This is a genomic window from Streptomyces sp. NPDC000404, from assembly GCF_040300365.1.
GTDB classification, from domain to species: Bacteria; Actinomycetota; Actinomycetes; order Streptomycetales; family Streptomycetaceae; genus Streptomyces; species Streptomyces ramulosus.
Genome location: NZ_JBEPDN010000004.1, coordinates 191,387 through 213,638, shown reverse-complemented (window position 1 = coordinate 213,638; position 22,252 = coordinate 191,387). Strand labels below are relative to the sequence as shown.

19 protein-coding genes and 1 pseudogene are annotated in these 22,252 nt (G+C 73.0%); 12 read left to right on the top strand and 8 right to left on the bottom strand.

The window, feature by feature from the left end:
- The first annotated feature begins 9 nt into the window (after positions 1–9).
- From ABT345_RS09075 to ABT345_RS09060, 4 genes are all read left to right on the top strand, one after another.
- Positions 10–624 (top strand): TetR/AcrR family transcriptional regulator, encoded by a 615-nt coding sequence (locus ABT345_RS09075; RefSeq protein WP_345087693.1) that lies wholly within the window; start codon positions 10–12, stop codon positions 622–624.
- 236 nt (positions 625–860) lie between these two features.
- A complete protein-coding gene (locus ABT345_RS09070) occupies positions 861–2,321 on the top strand; it encodes an APC family permease (protein ID WP_345087691.1) in 1,461 nt (486 codons plus the stop codon).
- 91 nt (positions 2,322–2,412) lie between these two features.
- On the top strand, positions 2,413–3,903 hold the full coding sequence (locus ABT345_RS09065) for an aldehyde dehydrogenase (RefSeq protein ID WP_345087689.1): 1,491 nt from the start codon (positions 2,413–2,415) through the stop codon (positions 3,901–3,903).
- A complete protein-coding gene (locus ABT345_RS09060) occupies positions 3,900–4,625 on the top strand; it encodes a gamma-glutamyl-gamma-aminobutyrate hydrolase family protein (protein WP_345087687.1) in 726 nt (241 codons plus the stop codon). Before ABT345_RS09065 ends, ABT345_RS09060 begins: the two co-directional genes overlap by 4 nt.
- Before the next feature lie 214 nt (positions 4,626–4,839).
- Here the strand turns inward: ABT345_RS09060 and ABT345_RS09055 are convergent, their stop codons facing one another.
- Positions 4,840–5,412 (bottom strand): MarR family winged helix-turn-helix transcriptional regulator, encoded by a 573-nt coding sequence (locus ABT345_RS09055; protein ID WP_345087685.1) that lies wholly within the window; start codon positions 5,410–5,412, stop codon positions 4,840–4,842.
- A 143-nt stretch (positions 5,413–5,555) separates the two neighbouring features.
- Positions 5,556–5,738, bottom strand: a pseudogene (locus ABT345_RS09050) (helix-turn-helix domain-containing protein); the annotation flags it as partial.
- A 662-nt stretch (positions 5,739–6,400) separates the two neighbouring features.
- Here ABT345_RS09050 and ABT345_RS09045 point away from each other — a divergent pair.
- The 3 genes from ABT345_RS09045 to ABT345_RS09035 all read left to right on the top strand — a co-directional run bounded on the left by ABT345_RS09045 (position 6,401) and on the right by ABT345_RS09035 (position 9,040).
- Complete coding sequence (locus ABT345_RS09045; RefSeq protein WP_345087683.1) at positions 6,401–7,006, top strand: GNAT family N-acetyltransferase; 606 nt, start codon at positions 6,401–6,403, stop codon at positions 7,004–7,006.
- Positions 7,003–8,064: a pyridoxal-phosphate dependent enzyme gene (locus tag ABT345_RS09040; protein ID WP_345087681.1), complete on the top strand. Its 1,062-nt coding sequence runs from the start codon at positions 7,003–7,005 to the stop codon at positions 8,062–8,064. The genes ABT345_RS09045 and ABT345_RS09040 overlap by 4 nt, the downstream gene beginning before the upstream one ends.
- 109 nt (positions 8,065–8,173) lie before the next feature.
- Complete coding sequence (locus ABT345_RS09035; protein ID WP_345087679.1) at positions 8,174–9,040, top strand: TauD/TfdA dioxygenase family protein; 867 nt, start codon at positions 8,174–8,176, stop codon at positions 9,038–9,040.
- A gap of 202 nt (positions 9,041–9,242) precedes the next feature.
- Here the strand turns inward: ABT345_RS09035 and ABT345_RS09030 are convergent, their stop codons facing one another.
- The 3 genes from ABT345_RS09030 to ABT345_RS09020 all read right to left on the bottom strand — a co-directional run bounded on the left by ABT345_RS09030 (position 9,243) and on the right by ABT345_RS09020 (position 12,354).
- Entirely contained in the window at positions 9,243–10,010 is a 768-nt protein-coding gene (locus ABT345_RS09030) for a class I SAM-dependent DNA methyltransferase (RefSeq protein WP_345087677.1), read from the bottom strand.
- Between the two features lie 86 nt (positions 10,011–10,096).
- A complete protein-coding gene (locus tag ABT345_RS09025) occupies positions 10,097–11,383 on the bottom strand; it encodes a YcaO-like family protein (RefSeq protein ID WP_345087675.1) in 1,287 nt (428 codons plus the stop codon).
- On the bottom strand, positions 11,380–12,354 hold the full coding sequence (locus ABT345_RS09020; protein ID WP_345087673.1) for an aKG-HExxH-type peptide beta-hydroxylase: 975 nt from the start codon (positions 12,352–12,354) through the stop codon (positions 11,380–11,382). Before ABT345_RS09020 ends, ABT345_RS09025 begins: the two co-directional genes overlap by 4 nt.
- Before the next feature lie 783 nt (positions 12,355–13,137).
- Between ABT345_RS09020 and ABT345_RS09015 the strand changes: the two genes are divergently transcribed.
- From ABT345_RS09015 to ABT345_RS08995, 5 genes are all read left to right on the top strand, one after another.
- A complete protein-coding gene (locus ABT345_RS09015) occupies positions 13,138–14,541 on the top strand; it encodes a cytochrome P450 (protein WP_345087670.1) in 1,404 nt (467 codons plus the stop codon).
- A complete protein-coding gene (locus tag ABT345_RS09010; RefSeq protein ID WP_345087668.1) occupies positions 14,538–15,545 on the top strand; it encodes an ornithine cyclodeaminase family protein in 1,008 nt (335 codons plus the stop codon). The genes ABT345_RS09015 and ABT345_RS09010 overlap by 4 nt, the downstream gene beginning before the upstream one ends.
- Positions 15,542–16,273 carry an SDR family NAD(P)-dependent oxidoreductase gene (locus ABT345_RS09005; RefSeq protein WP_345087665.1) on the top strand — a complete coding sequence of 244 codons (732 nt, stop codon included), beginning with the start codon at positions 15,542–15,544 and terminating at the stop codon, positions 16,271–16,273. The genes ABT345_RS09010 and ABT345_RS09005 overlap by 4 nt, the downstream gene beginning before the upstream one ends.
- 36 nt (positions 16,274–16,309) lie before the next feature.
- Positions 16,310–17,884 (top strand): FAD-binding protein, encoded by a 1,575-nt coding sequence (locus ABT345_RS09000; RefSeq protein ID WP_345087663.1) that lies wholly within the window; start codon positions 16,310–16,312, stop codon positions 17,882–17,884.
- A 191-nt stretch (positions 17,885–18,075) separates the two neighbouring features.
- Positions 18,076–19,383: an MFS transporter gene (locus ABT345_RS08995; RefSeq protein WP_345087661.1), complete on the top strand. Its 1,308-nt coding sequence runs from the start codon at positions 18,076–18,078 to the stop codon at positions 19,381–19,383.
- Positions 19,384–19,443: 60 nt separating this feature from the next.
- On the opposite strand, the gene ABT345_RS08990 is transcribed toward ABT345_RS08995, so the two are convergent.
- The 3 genes from ABT345_RS08990 to ABT345_RS08980 form a co-directional block, all read right to left on the bottom strand.
- Positions 19,444–20,487 carry an alpha/beta hydrolase family protein gene (locus ABT345_RS08990; RefSeq protein WP_345087659.1) on the bottom strand — a complete coding sequence of 348 codons (1,044 nt, stop codon included), beginning with the start codon at positions 20,485–20,487 and terminating at the stop codon, positions 19,444–19,446.
- A gap of 107 nt (positions 20,488–20,594) precedes the next feature.
- Positions 20,595–20,756 carry an MFS transporter small subunit gene (locus ABT345_RS08985; protein ID WP_345087657.1) on the bottom strand — a complete coding sequence of 54 codons (162 nt, stop codon included), beginning with the start codon at positions 20,754–20,756 and terminating at the stop codon, positions 20,595–20,597.
- Positions 20,725–22,125, bottom strand: coding sequence for an L-lactate MFS transporter (locus ABT345_RS08980; RefSeq protein WP_345087655.1), 1,401 nt, complete (start codon positions 22,123–22,125; stop codon positions 20,725–20,727). Before ABT345_RS08980 ends, ABT345_RS08985 begins: the two co-directional genes overlap by 32 nt.
- Between the last annotated feature and the right edge of the window lie 127 nt (positions 22,126–22,252).

Genomic DNA, 22,252 nt, shown 5'->3' with positions numbered 1-22,252 from the left:
GTCGGTCTCATGACGGACCCCGCCCGGCCCTCCGGCGAGCGCAGCCCCCGCAAGCGCGTGACGAACTACGGGACGGGCCGAGTGGCCCTGCTGGACGCCGCCGTACGCGTGGTGGCCCGGGGCGGGCTGCGCAAGCTCACCTACCGGGCCGTCGCCCAGGAGGCCGGTGTCACCCACGGGCTCGTCGTGCACCACTTCGGTTCGCGCGACGCGCTGATCGAGGAGGCCGTCACCCACGCCATCCGCTCCTCGTTGGCCAGCAGCACGCTCGACATCGGCACGGGCAGTCCGGCCGACTTCGCCGCCGGTCTCGTGGACATGGTCGAGTTCGGCCCCGAACTCCAGGCATTCCAGTACGAGTTGCTTCTGGAGGCCCGGCGCAGGCCCGAGCTGAAGGCACACCTGCGCAGCCTCTACGAGGAGTACTTCGAGGCCACCCGGCGTGAGCTGGACCGTATCCTGCCCGGCCCGGCGAGCCGCGGCATGTCCCGGCTCGCCTTCGCGGCACTGGAGGGCCTGGTGCTGCACCAGCTGGTGTTCGGCGAGCGCGAGGCCACCGAAGAGGCGCTGACGGAGCTGCGGAGCCTTCTGGAGGGACTGGCCGAGGAGCCGGACGGGCGCTGAGCCGTTCCGCCGCACCGCCGGTCGTCGGGCGGTCGGCCACCGGGACGTCATCGCCGCGGTCCCGGTCGCACCCGCGGCCCGCTGCACGCCCGCTGTCCCGGTCACGCCCTCGTGGAGATCCTGGCGGCGGCCGGCCTTCTCGTCCCTCAACCCCTTGCCAAGCGGACAGTTGCGCCCCACGATGAGGCAACTCGTTTGGCCTGAAACGAATTCCCTTCATCTGGCAGGTGATCCGAGTGGACAGTCGGACGGTTTCCGCCGAGCGGACCGTACGGGACGCCCCCACCGCAACCACGCTCAAAACCGATGCCCTGGGTGTCCTGGGCATCCTCTTCTTCGTGCTCTCCGGTCAGGCCCCGCTGACGGGTATCGCGGGCGCCGCCCCGATATCGGTCGCCATCGGCAACGGCTCCGGCACTCCCGCGGCCTATGTGGTGGCCGGGGGAGTGATTCTGCTCTTCTCCGTCGGGTTCATCGCGATGGGCCGGCACGTCGTGGACGCCGGCGCCTTCTACACGTACATCGGCGCCGGCCTCGGCCGCGGCGCCGGCGCCGGCAGCGCGAGCGTCGCCCTGCTCGCCTACTGCGCCATCCAGGCGGGGATGTACGGCCTGTACGGCTCGATCGTCAGCGGGCTCCTCGCCGACCACACGCCGCTCCACGTCCCGTGGTGGGTCTGCACACTGCTCACCATGGCCGTGGTGCAGGTCCTCGGCGCCGCGGGAATCGAGATGGGGGCGCGGGTCCTGGCCGTGTTCGTGCTCGCCGAATTCAGCATCCTGCTGCTCTTCAGCCTGGTCACCCTCCTCAAGGGCGGCGGACCGGAAGGGCTCGGGGTGGCCGGCAGCTTCTCCCCGTCAGCCGCCCTGCAGGGCGCGCCGGGCGTCGCCGTGATGTTCGCCCTGGCGTCGATGTTCGGCTTCGAGGCCACCGCCATCTACGGCGAGGAGGCGAAGAACCCCGGGAAGACGGTGCCGCGGGCCACGTACCTCTCGGCGATCGTGGTCACCGGCTTCTTCGCCCTCACCTCGTGGACGCTGATCTCCGCCCACGGCGCCTCCAGAGCGCAGGGGGCGGCGAACGCGGCGCTGGCGAGCGGCGACTCCGCCGGTTTCGTCTTCGCGCCGGTGGCCGACCTGCTCGGCGGCTGGGCCGGCGGCGTCCTTCCGGTCCTCCTGGCCACCTCACTGTTCGCCGGCGTCCTGACCTTCCACAACTCCGCCAACCGCTATCTGTTCTGCCTCAGCCGTGACGGCCAACTGCCCACGGCGCTGTGCCGGCTGAACGCCCGGCACGCCCCGGAAGCCGCGGGTCGCGTGCAGACCGTCGTCGCCGTGCTTTTGGTCATGCCCTTCGCCTTGATCGGCGAGGACCCCGTCCGCACCCTCTTCTCCTGGCTCAGCGGGCTCGCCGTCCTGGCGATGATGCTGCTCTACCTGCTGACCTCGGTGTCGGTCGTGGTGTTCTTCCGCCGCCGAGGGGCGGACGCCGGAGTGTGGAGCACGCTGGTCGCCCCCGTGCTGGGCGCGCTCGGCATTGCCGGTGCCATCTGGCTCATCCTGGCCAACTTCACCACCTTGATCGGCGGCGCGGCGAGCACGGCGCTGTGGCTGGTCCTGTCGGTGCCCGTCGTCATGGTGCTCGGTGTGCTCAACCACCGGATCCGCCGCCGGCGCACCGCACCCGGCACCGGCTGATCCCTCGTGCCCGGCCAGGGGCACGAGCCCGCCGCCCGCTTCCGCCCCGCTCCGATTCGCTCCGCTTCACCGACGTGGTCTGGAGGACCGCATGACCCACGCCACCCACGACGACTGGCTCCGCCGGGCCGAGACGCTGAAACCGGCCTGCGCGCACCTGATCGACGGCGCCGACGAAGCCGGTGGCGGCGACACGTTCTCCGTGGTGTCGCCCCGCGACGGACAGGTGCTGGCCGAGGTCGCCGATGCCGGCGCGGCCGAGGTCGACGCGGCCGTCGCCGCCGCCCGCCGCGCTTTCGACGACGGCCCCTGGCCGCGCCTTGCCCCCGCCGAACGAGGACGCGTCCTGCTACGATTCGCCGACCTCCTGGAGGAGCGGCGACCGGAGCTGGCGCTCACGGTCAGCCTGGAGATGGGCAAACCCGTCTCCGACGCCCATGACATCGAGTTGCGGGCCGCCATCAGCACCTTCCGCTGGTACGGCGGGCTCGCCGACAAGCTGACCGACGAGTCCCCGCACACCGCGTCCGACGCCTTGGCCCTCGTCACGCGGGAGCCCGCCGGCGTCGTCGGCGCCGTCGTCCCCTGGAACTTCCCCCTCACGCTGGCCGGCTGGAAGATCGCCCCGGCCCTGGCGGCCGGCTGCACGGTCGTGCTCAAACCCTCGGAGAACTCGCCGCTGTCCGCGCTGCTGCTCGGGCGGATCGGCCTGGAGGCGGGGCTGCCGCCGGGCGTTCTCAACGTCGTGGCCGGCGACGGACCGGTGGCCGGACGGGCCCTCGGGCTGCACCCGGACGTCGACGTCCTCGCCTTCACCGGCTCCACCGCCGTCGGCCGCCACTTCCTGCGCTACTCCGCCGACTCCAACCTCAAGCGGGTGTGGCTGGAACTGGGCGGCAAGTCGCCCAACATCGTCCTGCCCGACGCCCCCGACCTGGAGAAGGCCGCGGCCACAGCCGCCTGGGGCATCTTCTTCAACCAGGGCGAGATGTGCACGGCGCCCTCCCGGCTGCTGGTGCACACCTCCGTCGCCGAACAGGTCACCGAAGCCGTCGTGGCGCGCGCCCGCGCCCTGCGCGTGGGCGACCCCCTCGACCCCGCCACCGAGATGGGAGCCCTGGTCGGCGAGGACCATCTCGGCCGCGTGCTCGGCCACATCCGCACCGCCCTCGACGACGGCGCCCGCCTGCGCACGGGCGGCGCGCGCATCCGGACCGGGACCGGTGGCGTCCACCTCGAACCGACCGTCTTCGACCGAGTCGCCCCGGACAGCCGCCTGGCTCGTGAGGAGGTCTTCGGCCCCGTGCTGTCCGTCCTGACATTCGACGACCTCGACGAGGCCGTGGCCCTCGCCAACGCCACCGAATACGGCCTCGCGGCCGGTCTGTGGACGTCCGACCTGTCCACCGCCCACAAGGTCTCCCGCGCCCTCAAGGCCGGCACGGTCTGGGTCAACTGCTACGAGGAGGGCGATCTCACCGTGCCGTTCGGCGGCATGAAGCAGTCCGGCAACGGACGCGACAAGTCCGCCCATGCCCTGGAGAAGTACACCGAACTCAAGACCACCTGGATTCAGCTGTGACCCACCGCCCGCTCATCGCGATCCCCGCCCGCTTCGCCGCCACCGCCTCCGCCCTGCGCCACGCCGCGGAGGTCAACGCGCGAGCCCTGATCGACGCCGTCTGGCGGGCGGGCGGCGAGCCCGTCACCCTCCACCCGTACGCGCCCGAAGGCACGACCGATCCCGCCGAGGTCCGCGCCCGGCTCTCCCGCTTCGACGCCCTCCTGCTCCCCGGCGGCGGCGATGTGGCCCCCCACCGCTACGGAGCCACCCACATCGATGAGGCCGTCTACGACGTGGACGACGAGCAGGACGCGTTCGACCTGGAACTCGCCCGGCAGGCCCTCGCGAGCGCGCTGCCGTTGCTGGCCGTCTGCCGCGGACTCCAGGTGGTCAACACGGCCCTGGGAGGCACCCTGCACCAGGACATGGGCGGCCCCGGACACGAACACCGCAACGTCCGGCACCCCGTCTCCTTCGCCCCCGGCTCCGCCCTGACCCGTATCACGGGTGCCGACAAGGCCGAGGGGTCCTGCTACCACCACCAGCACGTGGACCGGCCGGGCGAGGGACTGGCCGTCGCCGCCCGGGCCGCCGACGGAACGGTCGAAGCCCTCGAACTCCCCCGGCACGACGGCTGGTTCCTGGCCGTGCAGTGGCATCCCGAGGACACCGCCCACGAGGACGCGACCCAGCAGCGCGTCTTCGACGCACTGGTGCGTGCCGCGCGGGGAGCGGCCTGAGTCCGTGTTCCGCGGCGCGTGTTCCCCGTGTTCCACCGTCGGCGCATCGGGAGGCACGGGTAAGGGGCCGGTCCGTGCGGACGCCGCCGGCAGACGGCCCGGCCCCGGCCGCGCCGCACGTGGCGCAGCCGGGGCCGACCGGGGCCGACCGGGGCCGCGTCAGCCGCGGGCACGCCCCGGCAGGGGAAGCGCGGGCCTCACCGGCTGAGGCGCGTCAGCCGCGGGCACGCCGTCCGCTGCGGCGCGGCGCGGGTTCCTCGCCGTTCAGCAGCGACCGGCGCCGGTCCTCGCCCTCCTCCTCGACCTGGAGCACCACACGCCGCAGTCCGTCGGCGAGGCCGCGGCACTCCGCATCGCTCAGCCGTGAGGTGACGAAGGACTCCTCCTCGTTGAACGCCGGGAACACCCGGCGCATGAAGTCCTCACCGTCCTCGGTGAGTGCGAGCAGCACCAGCCGTCCGTCGGTGGGATGGCCGATGCGCCGCAGCAGGCCGCGCGACTCCAGCGTGCGGGACACCCCGGTCAGCGTGCCCTTGGAGATCCCCGCCTCCTCGGCGACGTGCCGCGTCTCGGACTCGCCCCAGACCCACACCACCCACAGCACCACGAAGGCGGTCCAGGTCAGGTCCGAGCCGCGCAGCACGGAGTTCTCCAGATGCTGCCGCACGGCGGACGCGGCCCGGTAGACGTTGGCCACCACGGCCATCCGTTCCCGGCGGACGGGGGCGCCGCCGAGCTTCGCCTCCACGAGCCTTTCCGCCTCGTTGATGGACCGCTGGCTGGGCACGGGCGCTCCCTCGCGTCGTCACCGCACCGCGGACCCGGCCGGGCCCGCGGCCGTTCGGTGTCGCATTCTACGGGCGGCCGGAACCGCGTGGGTCCGCGGTGCGGCTCACGCGGAGCCGTGGACCCTGCGGTGCCGGCCGGGGGGATCCCGTAGTGGTCCACGAAGGCCTGCCGCATGGTCCCGGCGGAGCTGAACCCGCAGCGTCTCGCGATCGATGCCGGCGGCAGCGTGGTGGAGACGAGGAGCTGTGCGGCCGCCTCGGCGCGGGCGATCCGCCGCCCTGGCCGGCCACCCGACCCTGCCGGCGCGCCTGACCGATTGAGCACCCGCACGCGGACGCTCGACCGCGAGATGCGCGGCCGCGCCGCACCCGTGCCCGTGCCCGTCCGCGTAGCCGCCTGGCCGATTGACGCTCTTCGGGCCGACACCGTCCGGACACCCGCAAGTTGACGATCGGCAGCAGAATCTCACTCGAAGTGAAGGGTGGGGCCAAAGTTCCTGCACGGAGGAGTGAACCGAACGCCTTTGTTATTCGTGACTCTTCTACGGGGGGCCGCTGTCCTCGCGAGGCGGCCGGCGCCGGTGGCCAACCGCTCTGCGGGGGCGGGCCCTTGGCTCGCTCGCCGAGGTGTCGCCGGGGCTTCCGGGCGGTGCAGCGGATCGCACCCCGAAGACGGCGATTCGGACGACTCGATTTGGCTGTGGCCGGATACGTCCTGTTGTGACCCGCTTTCGTGAGTCAGGCTCGATCTCGTCATCCAGCTATCACGGATTTTGTGATGGTAAAAGCGATATGCGGAATCTGTCTGGTTTTTCGAGAGAGGTGGACCACGCGGTGCTGGTCAAGTTAGAGACGCGGGACTACGCGCGCGTCGAGCCGTTATTCGGGCCCTCGTACCCGAATCTGGCCTTTGTGCGCGCCGTCCTGCACCAGAAAATACCGGGCCGTGTCTGGGCGGATCCCGGTCGGAGGGCCCCCGTGGCGTGCTTGATCGCCACCACGTCCCCCTTCTGCTTTGCCGCCGGATCGATGTCCCCGGACTTCTTCCCCACCGCATACGGCCTGCTCAAGGGGCATGGGGCGGTCCAGCTCAGCCATCCCCCCGAGCCCGGTGCGGACACCCTGGCGGTGGATGCCGGCTTCACGCCGGCCCGTCGTCTGCAATGGGGTCAGCCGTCCTCGCCGGGCTGGATCGCGCCCGCGGTGGAATTTCCGGAGGGGTACGAACTGGCCGGGATCGACGGTCCGGCTTTCAGCCGCCTCGAATCGCCGATGGCCCGGAGCATCTTCGGCTCCGCCGCCAACTACGCCGAGCACGCCGTCGGGTTCGCCCTCCACCGCGGTGGCCGGGTCGCGGCGGACGCCCACGGCGTCATCGGCGGGGATCTGATCGAGCTGGGCTTCCACACCCACCCCGACCACCGCGGCCGGGGGCTGGCCACGGCGCTGGCGGCGCACGTCAGCCGCTGGGGCACGGAGAGAGGCTTGCGCTCGGTCATGACCTTCACCGAGCACAAGCAGGCGAGCAAGGCGATAGCCCGCCGCATCGGCCTGGTCGAGGAATTCAGCTACCCGACGGTGGAGTCACCGTGACGAACTCCCCGGCTCCCGAGGTCATTTCCCCCGAGGCCGTCAGGGACATCCACGCGCTCATCGGCCCGCATGTCAGGCGCACACCCCTGCTGCGCTCCAAGGCGCCCAGCTCGGCGGAGGTGTACCTCAAGTGTGAGAACCTCCAGGTCACCGATTCCTTCAAGGTCAGAGGCGCGCTGAGCGCACTCCACGGCTACCGCAGGTTCCGGCCCGAGGTGTGGCGCCGCATCCAGGACCACGGAGTGGTGACCTGCAGTTCGGGGAACTTCGCGCAGGGGCTCGCCCACGCCACCGCGGAACTGGAACTCGAATACACCGTCGTGGTGCCGGAGTCCATAGCGGCCGTCAAGCGCACCCAGATCCACCACTACAACCCCAAGTCGCAGATCGTGGAGGTCCCGTACCCCATCTGGCGACAGACGATGGTCAGCTCGCGACACCCCGGGCACCCCGGCTTCTTCCTCTCCTCCGAGAACAACTTCTACGCCTCGCTGGGCATCGCCACCATCGGGCTGGAGATCCTGGAGGACCAGCCGTCCGTCGACGCCGTTCTCGTCCCGTACGGCGGCGGAAACCTCGCCTACAGCCTCGCCTCCTTCCTGCGCGAAGCCGGCAGCGCCGTCCGGGTCTACGCCGTGGAGGTCAGCACGGGCGCCCCCTTGACCGCGTCCATGCGGGCGGGCCGCCCCACGGACGTGCCGTACGAGCACAGCTTCGTCGACGGCATCGGCGCCGGCTTCGTCCTCCCCTTCCAGTTCCACCGGGTCAAGGACATGCTGGCCGGCGTCTTCACCGTGACACCGCAGGAGATCGCGGAGGCGCTGTCGTCACTGGCGTTCACCGACAAGATCGTCTGCGAGGGCGCGGGCGCGGCCGCGTACGCCGCCCTCAGGAAGTACGCCCCGGCGCACGGCTGGAGCCGGCCGTGCGCCATCGTCAGCGGCGGTGCGATCGATCCCGCCGTACTGCTGCGCACCTTCACCGCCTCCCTGGAGCCCGGAATCGCGGGATCCTCCGCGGCGCCCCTGGAGGCGGCCGTTGCCACGCCCGCGGGTTAGGCGCCCGGCCCCCTGGGGCGACCCCGCAATTCCCGGCCCGGCAAGCGGGCCGGGCCCCATCCGTCCGGACCGAGACGCACCTCTTCAGAAAGGCAAGGTACGAGGAGACATGAGCGGTTCCCTTCCCACCGTCGTGCCGGTCAGCCCGGCCATCGGCGCGCGGGTCCTCGACGTCGACCTGTCGCAGGACCTCACCGACGAGGCCTGGCAGGTCATCCACGACGCCTTCCACCGGTACAACGTGCTGGTCCTGCCCGGTCAGGATCTGACCGTGGAGCAGCAGAAACGCTTCGCTGGGCGGTTCGGTGACCTCCTTGAGCACAGTCACCTGCTGAACATGACGCTGCCCGACCACCCCGAGTGCATGGTGCTCCACAACAACGCACAGAAGCCGCCGGGGCTCAACGACTGGCACACCGACAACAGCGGCTGGGCCGAGCCCCCGCTCGGCACGGTGCTGTACGCCAAGACGACCCCCGAGGTCGGCGGCGACACCCTGTACTCGAACATGTACCTGGCCTTCGAGACGCTCTCCGCGCCCCTTCAGGAGATGCTGCTCCAGCTCACCGCGGAGCACGATGTGCGCAAGGCGTTCGGCCCGGACTACGCCAACCTCCAGCGCTCGCTGCGCAAACAGGGCATCGACCCGGACGAGCAGTTCGCGAACCACCCGCCCGTGGACCACCCGCTGGTGCGGACCCACCCGGTCACCGGGAAGAAGGCGCTCTACCTCTCGCACCCGTACGTGACGCGGATCAACGGGCTGAGCGACGCCGAGAGCCGGGCGATCCTGGAATTCCTGTACCGGCACATCGAGACCAACGAGATCATCTACCGTCACCCCTGGTCGACCGGCGACCTCCTGGTGTGGGACAACCGCTGCACCCAGCACCTCGCGGTGGCCGACTACTTCCCGCACGAGCGGCTGATGCACCGCATGAACATCGCGGGGGAGAAGCCCTTCCTCACCGTCTGATCCTCCGAGGGCGCCCCGGTGCCCCCCCGTTTCGCCGGGACCACCGGGCCTCCCGCGGCAGGAGGCCCGGCTGGGCTCCGCACACGGGGCGGCGCCGGGGCGCGCCGCTGGTTCGGGCGGCGGGATGGGGCACCGCCGCCCCCGGATCGCCGCCGCCGGCGGTGCGGGCGCCGCCGCGACCGTCGGGTGCACCTCATGGGCGTCAGCCTTCGGCGCGTTCGTAGACCGATACGTGGTAGGTGCACTCGCGGGTGAAGGGGCGGCGGTCCCAGGCGCCCCAGCGGGTGCGGAGGCGGAGGCCGGACGCGGCGGCCATCAGGTCCAGTTCGCCGGCCGACGCGTAGCGGAAGTCGACCCGCAGATGCCGGGTGTGCCCGCCCTCGGTGATGGCGTAGTGGGAGACGTACCGCTGGGTGGACGGGTCCAGGCGGCGGTGGCACTGCACCAGCCCCTCGCCCCCGCTGTCCACGGTGCGCGGTCCCCGCTGGGCGCCGACGGCGAGCGCCTCGGGCACGTGGGCGTCCAGCGCCACCACGCCTTCCGGGGACAGCCGTCGGGCGGCCGCCTTGAGGCAGTCCAACTGGCTTTGCTGTGTGGGGAGTTCGAAGAACGTGCCGCCCACCAGGTACACCAGTCCGTACGTCCCGGTGACGGGGGCGGCGGCGAAGTCGCCGAGGGTGACGGGGATGTCCGTGCCGCCTGGTTTGGTGCGCAGGCGGTCCACCATTTCCGGTGAGGCGTCCACGCCGTGGACGTGGATGCCGCGTCGGTGGAGGGGGAGGGCGACGCGGCCGGTGCCGATGCCCAGTTCGAGGGCGGTGCGGGACGGCGCGGCGAGTTCCGCGAGGGTTTCGACCGTCACCGGGGTGATTCCCGGCTTGTCGAACCAGGTGTCGTAGAAGGCGGCGAAGTCGGTGGCGTAGGCGGAGCCCGGGCGGGGGCCGGTCGTGGGGTCGGGGGAGGTGGTCATGAGGGCCTCGTTTCGTCCGGGTGGCCTGTCGGGCGGGGTGCCCTTCGTGCCCTGTGCGCCGCTCTCGCGACGAACGCCGTGCCGGGTCAGCCGAAGGGGTGCGGTTCACCGCGGTGCCGGACGGTGCGGTCGGCCGCGTGGTGGGGATCGCCGGGGCCCGAGGGCAGGGGGAAGGTTCCGGGGGCGATCAGGCGCACCACTGTCTGTCCGGCTTCCCGGGCGAAGGGGGCGGTGGTCTCGACGGCGATGACGTCCTCGCCGGAGTGGCCGGAGAGGAGTCCGACGGCGCCGTCGGGCTCGGCGGGCGGGCCGGGAGGCGCAACGCCGGAGCGGCTCCGGGGTGCCGCGCCGTCCAGCCAGATCCGCAGGCTGTCCTGCCGGTGGTACGCCCACAGTGCGTGCTGCAGGGCGCTCCGCGGGGGAGAGCCGCCCGCCCAGCTGTCCCAGGTCCGACGGGCCACGGCGCTGCCCACGCTCCAGTGGATCATCGTGGCCTCGTACGCGGCCCGTTCCACCAGCGCGGCCGGGTCGCGGGCCGGGCCGCACCGTGCGCCGAACGCCTGGCCGGTGCCGTCCGTGCGGTGCAGACAGGCCACGATGCAGCGTGCGCCCGCGGGCGCGGGGAGGTCCAGGGCCGTGCACCTCAGCCGTCCGGCGGTCAGCAGGTCGGTGAGCGGTGCCGGGAGATCCGGCGTGCTCAGGGCGGTGGGGGCGGGGGAGTCCGGGCCGTACCAGCTGCGGCGGATCAGATCGCGTTCCAGGATCTCCCAGGCGGCGTGCCCGGCGGCCGCCGCGAACGTGCGGTGGGCGGCGACACCGGTGGAGCCGCAGCGCGTGGTGGCCACGCAGCCTGGCGGCGGCCGATGGTGCAGGCAGGCGGCTCCGGCGGGTACCAGGAGAGGGGCGCCGGTGAGCAGGGAGCGGCCCTCCAGCCACAGCTGCCGGGCCGAACGCAACGCCTCCAGGGTCTCTCCCGGCATGCCGGGAGAGCGGGTGAGCGCGGCGGGGTCGAGTGCGGGGCGGCCGCGTCGGCGCAGTTCGCGGTAGGCGGCCACCACGGGCGGGTCCTTCTCGTGCCGGCGGCCGGTGAGGACGTTGCTCATCCGCTCGAACAGCTCGCCACGGGCCCGGACGGCGACCGCGGCCGGGTCGTCGCCGGCCGAACTGCCGACCAGGACGGCCGCTCCGCCGGCGGCGCTGGTGGCGTCGAACAGCGGGGAGCGCGCGGCGATCCGGGCGAAGAGGACCCGGGGGGCGATGTGCGGAAAGGGGGAGAAGACCTGCGGGGACCAGCGCCCCCGGGCGTCCGGGGCCGGTTCGGCGGCCGGCCGCGGGGCGGCGGGCGCCTGCGGTCCGGGGCGGGCCGGCTTCACCGGCCGGCCCGTACGAGCGCGGTGGCACGGTCCAGGAGCGCGCAGCCGTGCGGGGTGAGCGCACCGCGGTGTGCGGACAGCGTGCCGACGGCCTGGTCGGCCGCCGTGCGCAGCCGGTCCTCGCGGGCCTTCAGCGGTTCCGCCCCGGAGCCGGGGGAGCTCCGCAGCAGTCGGCCGAACAGCAGCAGGCTGCGGGCGAGCACGACCGTCTGCTGGAACAGTCCGGTCAGCGGCCGGGGATCGGTGCGCAGGGGCGTCTCCAGCAGCCCCGCTTCCTCGTTCTTCCCGGCGCGCAGGAACGGCCGGGCGGTCGCTGCGACGTTGCACCGTTGGTGCGTCCCCTCGTGGACCAGTGCCTCGGCCAGCCGTACCGGCCCCGGGAGGCCGGCGCGGCTCGTCGTCAGCCGCCTCCGGTTGAGCATGATCGCGCCGTGCACGGCGAAGTCGGTGAAGCCGTCGATGGCCCGGCCTTCGAGCAGCGCCAACTCCACCACCAGACAGCGCAGCTCGGCGAGCATCTCCGGCCACACGTCCGACAGCAGGCGGGTGGCCGCCTCGAAGGTCTCGGCTTCCGCTGCCTGCCAGGAAACCAGCTCGGCGGTGGCGGGGGCGGCGTCCCCGTGCCGGGGCGCCGGGGCGGGAAGGGAGGCCAGGGCGCGCCGGACGCTGCGGTGCAAGTGCGGTTGCGGGCCGGCGAGTTCGACCGGCCAGTTCACCCCGTGGCTCGGGCGAGGGCGGTCGGCGGCGGTGAGGGCGCGGGCCAGGTCGCCGCGGAGCGCCGGGGGCGGCGTGCCCTGCCGGATCCCACGCTGTGCGCGGTGGGCCGTGTCGACCACCGCCGGCCGCAACAGGTCCCGTTCGCTGATCGTCCCGGCCTCCAGGAGGCCTGCGCGCCGCAGGGTCGTCCGGATCTGGCGGGCCAGACCGCGCTGGTCGTCGGCGGTGGCCTGTGCGTCGGGTGGGATGTCCATGCCGGGCCTCCCGATCTGTGGGTGGTGGTCTGCGTGCCGGGCCCGACCGTCACTGCCTGGAACAGGGGCGAGGCGCGGGCCCGTAGCGTCGTGCGCGGCCCCACGCCCCGGCCGACTGCTGGTTCAGTCCTCGCTCGGAACGTCGACCATGAGCGCGAACTCAGGCAGCTCTTCCTCGGTGACCTGCTCGATTTCTTCGGTCATGACGCCTCCCTCCTGTGCCGGCCGGTGCGCCGCGGGGCGACCGGCTTCCGGAACGACCCCGCAAATGTCAGGGCAGGAACGCGGTGATCGCCAGGAGCCCCCGCCGTGCCCCGGGGGAAATCGGCCGCCGGGCAGCCGACCGGAAAGCACGGCCCGCCGCACCGACCGGCGAGGCCGCGTCCCGGTCCGACACCGGCCCGTCCCGGGCGGCGCCGACCTCTCCGTTCGTCCGGCCCGGCGGTCTGCCCAGGGGAGCCGCCGGCGGACGCGCCTGTTCCGCCAGGCACCGGCGCAAGCCGTCTTACGAGCCGATCCGGTCACCGCCGTCCGCTCCGACGATGGCCCAAACGGACAACCCGGCGTCGTATCGGTGGTGATTTGGAGCGCTATGGAGCTGTCTGGGACTGCCTTTCGCCGGCTCCGGTCTGTGGCTACCGTGCTGACTGTCCGCCGCATTCGGCCCCGTACCGCACCGTTGGTACGGCACCGCTCACGATCCGGTCCGTCCGCTGCTTTGGGCGGTGGACGCGCGGCATGTTCCCGTCCGGCGGAGACCCCCGCTCCAGCGAAGGGATGGCCATGATGACCGAGAACGCGGAGCTTCGCTTTCCCTTTCCCAACGCGGCGGCGCCGCTGGAGCCGGCCGAGGAGTACGCCCGGTTGCGCGCCCGCCGCCCCGTCGTGGCGGTCACCCTGCCCACCGGCGACCGCGCCTGGCTGGTGACCCGCTACGCCGACGTGCGGCAGATCTACACGGACCCGCGGTTCAGCCGGGCGGCCGCCGTCCGCTCCGGAGCGCCTCGGGCCAACTCCGTCGGGCCCGACCCGGAGTCCATCGTCGCCCAGGACCCACCGGAACACACCAGGCTGCGACGCCTGGTGGCCCCGGCGTTCACCGCCAGGCGCATCGAGGCGCTCCGCGCCGGCGTCGAAGCACTCGCCCACCGCCTGGTCGACGGCATGCGGGCGGCCGGCCCGCCCGCCGACCTGGTCACCGGGCTCGCCGTGCCCCTCGCGGGCACCACGATCTCCGAACTGCTGGGCATTCCGCCGTCCGATCGCGGTCGATTCCGTTCCTGGTCCGAGGTGGTGATGAGCACCACCGCTCATCCGCCCGAGGCGATCCGGGCGGCGCAGCGGCAGTTCGAGGAGTACGTCAGCGCCCTCATCGCCGACCGGCGCCGGTCTCCGGGCGAGGACCTGATCGGCGTGTTGGTGGCCGCCCGCGATCAGCGCGACCGGCTCTCGGAGAAAGAACTCGTCAACCTGGCATGGACGTTGCTGCTCACCGGATTCGAGACCACGTCCTCCCAGATCGTCAACTTCGTCGTCGTCCTGCTGCGCCACCCGGACCGGCTCGACCGGCTGCGCGATGAACCGGCCCGCATCCCCGGGGCCGTCGAAGAACTCCTGCGCTATGCGCCGCGGCGCATCGACGGCGGCGCGATCCGGGTCGCCCGCGAGGACGTCGAGCTGGCGGGAGTGACGGTGCGAGCGGGCGAGGCCGTCATCCCCGCCATCGCCTCCGCCAACCGCGACGAGGAAAGATTCCCGCACGCCGATGAGCTGGACCTCGGCCGGACGGACACCGCACATCTGTCCTTCGGCCTGGGCGCCCACCACTGCCTGGGCGCCCAACTCGCGCGGGTGGAGCTGCAGTCGGCCCTCGGCGCCCTGCTCCGCGGGCTGACCGGGCTGCGCCTGGCCGTGCCCGAGCGCGAGGTGGACTGGCGGGCCGGCACGCTGGTGCCGACGCCGACCGCCCTCCCCGTGACCTGGGAACGGCCCGCGCCGCACCACGCAACGGGCGCAGGGGAACGCGACGACGCCCGCGCCACGGCAGCCGACCGGCCGGCGGCACGTGCCGGCGAACGGTTCCCGGAAACGGCGCACCCGTGCCCCGCCGAATCCGTCACCCTCATCGCGCCGGACACCGGACGTCCCGTCGCACCGGCACCCGATGCTCAAGGCGGTGAGCGGTGAAGCTGCTCACCGACGCACACGTCAGGGAGCGGCTCGGCCCGGCGCGGACCGTGGACCTGATGCGGCACCTCCTGCGCGAGGCCTGGCGCGGACGGCTGCTGGCCCCCGCCCGTGCGCACGCCGGCCTCGGCACCGGCGCCGTCACGGTCACCGCGGGCGCCGCCGGCGATCTCTACGGCTACCGGGTCTACGACTCCCTCCCGCACGAGGGCCACACCGCCGACCAGGTGGTGGCCGTCCACGACCGGGCCACCGGCCGGCTCCTGGGCCTGGTGGTGGGCAGCGAACTCGGCGCGCGGCGGACCGGAGGGCTGGGGGCCGTGGCCGTGGACCTCCTGGCCAGGCCGGGCCGCTGCGTCCTCGGCCTGATCGGAGCGGGGCAGCAGGCATGGCATCAGCTGTGGGCCGTCACAGCCGTGCGCCCACTGGCCGAGGTCCGCGTCTTCTCCCGCTCCGGCGAGCGGCGAGCGGAATTCGCCCGGCGGGCGGTGCGCGAACTCGGCGTCGAGGCCCGCCCGGTGGACCGCGCCCGGTCCGCCGTGACCGGGGCCGACATCGTCATCACGGCGACGACGAGCCCCCGGCCCGTCCTGGACGCCGACTGGATCGCCCCGGGCACGCACCTCACCACGGTCGGCCCCAAGTACGCCGACGGGCACGAACTCCCGCTCGCGCTCGCCGACCGGGCCACGGTGATCGCCACCGACTCACCGCAGCAGGCCGCCGCCTACCGCCCCGACTTCTTCCTCGCCCCGACCCGGCACTTCTCCCGGCTCGTACCGCTGGGCGCGCTGCTCGACGGCGCGGCGCCCGGCCGGCAGCACCCCGACGACGTCACCCTCTACTGCTCGGTGGGGCTGGCCGGCACCGAACCGCTGCTCGCCGCCGCCCTCCTCGCCGACGGCCCGCCCGTGCCGGGGACCCGGGATTCCGGGCCGGCCGCCACGGCAGCCGCGGACCGGCCGCCCGCGGCGCCCACCGCCGGCCGCCCGGAGGCGCCATGAGCCGGATCGCCGTGGTGACCGGCGGCGCCACCGGCATCGGCCGGCAGATCGCCGCCCGCTTCGTCGCCGACGGGCTGAGCGTGGTGATCACCGGGCGGTGCGCGGGGTCCCTGGCCGAAACCGCCGACCGGCTCGGCCCGCGCGCCCGCGCCGTACCCTTCGATGCGTCCGCACCCGACGAGGTGCACGCCGCCCTGGCCGATCTGCCGCACCGCGTGGACGTCCTCGTCAACAACGCCGGTGCCCACACCGACCTGCACCGGCCACTCCCCGACCCGGGTGATCTGCATGCTCTGCGTGCGTCCTGGCTCGCCAACATCGAGGCGAACCTGATCAGCGCGGTGCTGGTGACCGCCGCGCTGCAACCGCGGTTCGCCGGCCACGGCCGGATCGTCAGCATCGGCTCGATCGCCGCCAAGGCGGGCAACTGGGGCTACGGCGCGGCGAAGGCCGCACTGGAGACCTGGAACCGCGAGCTGGCGTGCCACCTCGGGAGCCGCGGCGTGACCGCCAACATCGTCTCCCCGGGCCTGGTGGAGAACACCGGCTTCCGCCCCGGCGGCATCCCGGCCGAGCACCGGGCGCGGCAGATCGCCCGCACCGCCACCGGCCGCGCCGCGCAGCCCGGGGACGTCGCCGCCGCGGTGGCCTTCCTGGCATCCGCCGAGGCGGGCCACATCACCGGACAGATCCTGCACGTCAACGGAGGCGCGCACCTCGGAACCTGATGTCCTGTCATATATCGGCCGCGCAGTGGGAGGGACATGTACGACGGTGGCAAAGGGCGCGGCTACGACCGCGCGGCCGATGTGGTGGTCGTCGGATACGGCGGCGCCGGGGCGGTGGCCGCCGCCACCGCCTGCGACGCGGGCGCCCACGTCCTCCTCGTCGAGAAGCAGCCGGCCGACCGCCGGCGGCCCAGCACCCGGCTCTCCGGCGGGCTGTTCCTCGTGCCGCACGACACGGAAGCGGCCGCCCGCTACCTGGGGGCGCTCTCCCGGTTCGGGCTCGACGGCGAGCAGGAGACCGACCCGGCGGTGATCCGCGCCTGGGCCGAGGAGACCGCCCGCACCCCCGCCTGGCTGGCCGAACGCGGCGCCACCTCCGTCCTGATGTCCGACAGCGGCGAACACCCCACCGTGGACGGCCACACCTCCCTCTCCGTCCACAAACCCGACATGGTCGACCACCCCGGCGGACACCACCGCGGCTGGGGGTACGGCCTCTTCGACTTCCTGTCCCGTCAGGTGACCGGCCGGCCCGTCGACGTCCTGCACGAGGCGTCCGCGCAGTGGCTGCTGACCGACGCCGCCGGAGCCGTGCGCGGCGTACAGGTGCGCCACCGGGGCCGGGAGATCCGCGTCCGGGCCGGCCGCGCGACCATCCTCACCTGCGGCGGCTTCGAGTTCGACACCCTGCTCAAACGCACCTACCTCAAGGCCCACCCCACCCACTTCTACGGCAACCCGGAGAACACCGGGGACGGAATCCGGATGGCCCAGGACGTGGGCGCCGACCTCTGGCACATGAACGCCTGCTCGGGCCGGCTCGTCGCCCGCTTCCCCGGCTCCGGCTACCCCGGCGGCTGCCCGGTGGACCTGTGGGCGGTCGAGGCCACCCCCGCATTCACCCGGCTCACCGGCGGGGACCGGCGCGCCGTCCCCCTCGCGGACACCGAAGTGGCCGCGCCGGAGTCGGTGCCGGGCGCGCTCGTCGTCGACCGCTACGGCCGCCGCTACACCAGCGAGCTGCAACGCCTGCACACGCTCTACTACGAGCTCACCGATCTGGACAGCCACCGGCTGGTCCACCCCAAGATCCCCAGCTGGTGGGTGTTCGACTCCCGGCGCATGGCGGCCGGTCCGCTGGTCCCCGGCTACGCCGGGCCGACCGGGCCGCTGCGCGAGATCCGCTGGGACAACGACGACGCCGTGCGGCGCGGCTGGGTGCGCACGGCCGGCACGGCGGCCGGCCTGGCCGCCCGCTGCGGGATGGACCCCGACGAGCTGACCCGCACCATGACCGCCTACAACGCCGACTGCGCGCGCGGCGAGGACAGCCGCTTCGCCCGCCCGCCCGGCATGCTCACCGCCCTCGACGCCCCGCCCTACCACGCCGTGTGCCTGTGGCCGGGCGGGCCGAACACCCAGGGAGGTCCCCGTCGCGACGCCGAGAGCCGCGTCATGTCGGTACGCGGCCACCCGATCCCCGGGCTGTACGCGGCCGGGGAACTCGGCTCCGTCTACGGAATGCTCTATCCGGCCGGTGGCGCCAACATCGCCGAGTGCCTGGCCTTCGGCCGCATCGCCGGCCACCACGCGGCGGGGAAGCGGCCGTGAAGCACACAACGGCGCCGGGCGCACGCCAGGGCGGCGCCCGGGCGCACCGGTTCACGCCCCGGAGCGCGATGCCTCACCCGCATGGTGCGAATCTCTGGACGGCCGCAGGCCACCGTGTCGCAATGCTGCGGTGAGGGCGACACCCCACGGACGACGCGGCCCCGGCCGCGCCACGGCGAAGGGAGCACCGGGTGGGCCGCACCAGCTGGTACCGGGACCGTGCCGCCGGCCGGGCCTGCGTGGCGATCAGCATCAGTGTCCTGACGGCGATCTGGCTCCTGGACTACGTCGACCGCCAGATCATCCCGGTGGTCCTGCCGTCGGTCGGGCGCGACCTGTCGCTGTCCACCTCCCAGCTGGGACTCTCCCTCACCATCTACTACGCCGCCTACGCGCTCTTCCAGATACCCGCCGGCCTGCTGGCGGACCGCTTCGGCAGCGTGCGGCTGATGGTCTGGGGCGTGGCCGGCTGGTCGGTGTTCACCGCGGTGACCGGGCTCGTCGCCAACGGCACCCAGCTGGCGCTCGCCCGCGTCCTCTTCGCCGCGAGCGTCGCCGTGCTGCCCGCCGCCTCGACGAAGGCGCTGGTCGAACGCGTACCGGCGGAACGCCGGGTCACCGCCAACAGCCTGCTGTTCACCACCACGACGGGAACGTCCGCCCTGGCCCCCGTGATCGGCGCCGCCCTGGTGACCCACTTCGGCTGGCGCGGCGCCTTCTTCGGCGCCAGCACTCTCGGAGTCCTCGGCATCCTGCTCCTGTGGCTGCTGCCCCCGGCCCTGGGGCAGCGGGAGCGATCACGGCGGCTGCCGCGCCCCTCCCAGCCCCTGCTGCCGCTGCTGCGCCGCGGCGTCCTGTGGCGGTTCGCCCTCCTGGTGGGCGGCTTCAACATCGTCGGCTACGGCATCGTCACCTGGCTGCCCAGCTACCTGATCAAGGAACGCCAGCTGAGCCTCGGCGCCACCGGCCTGGCCTCCGCCCTGCCGATCGCGGCCGAGGCGCTGACCATGGCGGTGGGCGGCATCCTCTACGACCGCTACTTCGCCACCCGCTCCCGCCGCCTGATCGTGCCCGCCCTCCTCGCCAACGGCGCGTTCTTGATCCTCATGCTGTTCGCCTCCTCCACGGCGACCTTCCTCACTTTCCTCGTCCTCGCCATGGCCGCCCAGGGCATCGGCGTCATGCCGCTGTACGGACTGCCGCTGCGCTACCTCCCACCGGACATCGCCGGCACCGCCAACGGCCTGATCAACTTCGGGGCGCAGAGCAGCGCGGCCGTCTCGCCGTACGCCATGGGGCTGCTCGCCGAACACGCCGGTTTCCTCCCGGCGTTCGCCCTCCTGCTGGGCGGCGTGGTGCTCTCCGTCGCGGCCGCGTTCTGGATACCGCAGGAACCCGCCGCCTTCTGCGCCGGTGTGCTCGGCCGGGCGCCGGACCCGGCGGCCGCGGGCCGGGGCGCCGACGCGGACGGCATCTCCACCGGAGGGCCCGTCCGCTGACCGCGGCGCTGCCGCGCCCGCCCGAGCTGGGGAACGCACCGGCCGAGCTGTGTGGCTTCCTCAGCCGGCTTCCTTGAGGAACTGCCGCTGGCTGTCGAGGAATCCGTCCGCGAAGAGCGACGGGGGCGAGAAGAGAGCGGTGAGCGTGATCTTGAGTTCCGACTCCTCGACGGACTGCTTGAGCAGCGAATGGGTCGCGTCCGGGTAATGCCTGACCGTCAAGGCGCCGCCCGGGTCCAACACCTTGTGGTAGGTGCGCTCCGTGTCGGCGATGTCCACGTTGGTGTCGTGGCCCGCGAGGGCCAGCAGCACGGGTACGCCGCGCAGGGCGCGGAGGTCCGAGGTGGCGTCCGCGGTGTGGTTCTTGGAGATGAAGGCCCAGCGGTCGGCGGTCATGCCGTCCGCGTCGCCGCCCATCGCGCCGACGTACTCCTCGAAGGTCGCACGGCGCTTCAGCAGCCGGCGGGTGGTGTCGCTCCTGGTGATCTCCGCCTTGGTGCGGGCCGCCGATGCGCCGTCGGCGCGTAGCTCGGCGAGGAGGTTGTAGCGGCCCTGCCGGAGCCAGTTGATCGCGGGGGAGACCGCCACGACGAAGCTCACCGGTGTCCTGGCGGCGATCTTCGGCAGCACCCAGCCCGCCTGGCTGGCGCCCCAGAGCCCGATCCGGTCGCCGTCGATGTCCGGACGGTCGCGGGCCCAGGCGATCGCGGCGGCCGCCTCCTCGGCCCGGTCGTCCATCGACTGGCCGAGCCAGTCGCCGGGCGCGCCCGCGACGCCGGGCTTGTCCCAGGACAGGGAGGCGTATCCGGCCCTGGCGTTCGCCTCCCACATGGGCTTGTAGCCGTCGTCGTGGGTGGCGTCGATGGGGCCGTCGCCGTGGATGTACACGACCAGGCCGTGGTTCTTGCGGCCGTCCCTGGGGGTGGCCAGTACGCCGTTGAGGGTGTGGCCGCCGTGGCGGATCGCGACCCGCTGTTCGTCCATGTCGTAGGAGTTCTGCCACAGCACCACACCGGTGAGGCCGGCGGCCACGACCAGGACGGTGACGAGTGACCACACGGCGATGCGGAGCCCGCGCCGCCGGGGCCGGGTCTTCGGACACATGGGATGACCGCCTCTGTTCGGTTCTGGAGACACCATGAATCTATCACTCACGAAACGGTCGTCGTGCATTTGATAGTTCGGTGGGGCGGCCCGTCGGCCTCGGCGGCTCAGCCGGTGAAGAGCTTCGCCGCCTTGCTGACCAGTTCGTACAGCCCGTAGGCGAGCGGCAGGCACACCCAGAGCCAGACGGCGACGGTGAGGGCGCGGCGACGGGAGGCGGCGGATGTGTTCTCGGGGTCAGGCCGTGTGCTGGGGGCCGGGTGCGTCATCGGCCGCCTCCTTCGATGTGGGGTGGTGTCCGGGCCGGGGCGCGGGCTCGTGGTGGCGCGGGTGGACGGGGCGGATCAGCTCGTTCGCCACGAAGCCCACCGCGAGCAGGCCGATCATGATGCCGAGCGACAGGCCGTAGAGGCCGGACCCGGAGTGGCCCGCCTCCTTCTGGGAGTCGGCGACCCGGTTGACGATCAGCGGGCCGAGGACGCCGGCGGTGGACCAGGCCGTCAGCAGCCGTCCGTGGATGGCGCCGACCTGGTACGTGCCGAACAGGTCCTTCAGATACGCGGGGACCGTCGCGAAGCCGCCCCCGTAGAAGGAGAGGATCACCAGCGCGCAGCAGACGAACAGCGGCTTCGAGGCGTCCCCGGCCTGCCGGATCACCAGGTACATCAGGGCGCCGACGCCCAGGTAGACGCGGTAGACGTTCTTGCGGCCGATCACGTCCGAGGCGGACGACCACAGCAGCCGGCCCGCCATGTTCGCGAGCGACAGCAGGGCGACGAAGCCCGCGGCGGCGGAGGCGCCGACCGGGGCCGAGGTGCCCGCGAAGAAGTCCGTGATCATGGGGGCGGCCTTCTCCAGGATGCCGATCCCGGCCGTCACGTTCATGCACAGCACCACCCACAGGCACCAGAACTGCGGCGTCCGCACGGCGCTGCGGGCCGACACCTGCGCCGTGGTGACCAACGGCGCCCGCTCCTGTCGCGCCGGCTCCCACCCGGCGGGCCGCCACCCCTCCGGCGGCACCCGGACGAGCAGCACACCGAGGGCCATGAACCCGGCGTACACCACCCCGTGCACGAGAAAGGCCGCCGCGATGCCCCGGCTGTGGTCCCCGAAGGACTCCAGCATCCGCGCCGACCAGGGCGAGGCGATCAGCGCGCCGCCGCCGAAGCCCATGATGGCGATGCCGGTGGCCATTCCGGGGCGGTCGGGGAACCACTTGATCAGCGTGGAGACGGGGGAGATGTAGCCGATGCCGAGTCCGATCCCGCCGACGAAGCCGTAGCCGAACACGACCAGCCAGAACTGCTCGGCGTACGCGCCCAGCGCGGCGAGCAGAAACCCCGAGGAGAAGCAGACCAGCGATACGGCCATCGCCCAGCGCGGCCCCCGCCGTTCGACGAGCGTCCCGCCGAACGCCGCCGACAGCCCGAGCATCACGATCCCGAGCTGGAACGGCAGCGCGCTCGCCGTCCCCGACAGCCCGAGCGACGATTCGAGCGACGGCTTGAAGACGCTCCAGGCGTAGGCCTGCCCGATCGACAGATGGACCGAGAGCGCGGCGGGCGGCACCAGCCACCGGCTCCAGCCTGGGGGAGCGAGGGTGCGGGAACGTGCGAGGAATCCGGGCGGAGTCATGCCCGGCACCCTACGAAGGGCGCACGCTGTTGAACAGGTACCGAGCAGCGCGGCGGACGAGGGCCGGGGCCGCGCACCGCCCAGCGGCGAGCGGCCCCGCCCCGCACCCGGCCAGCCCCCCGACGTT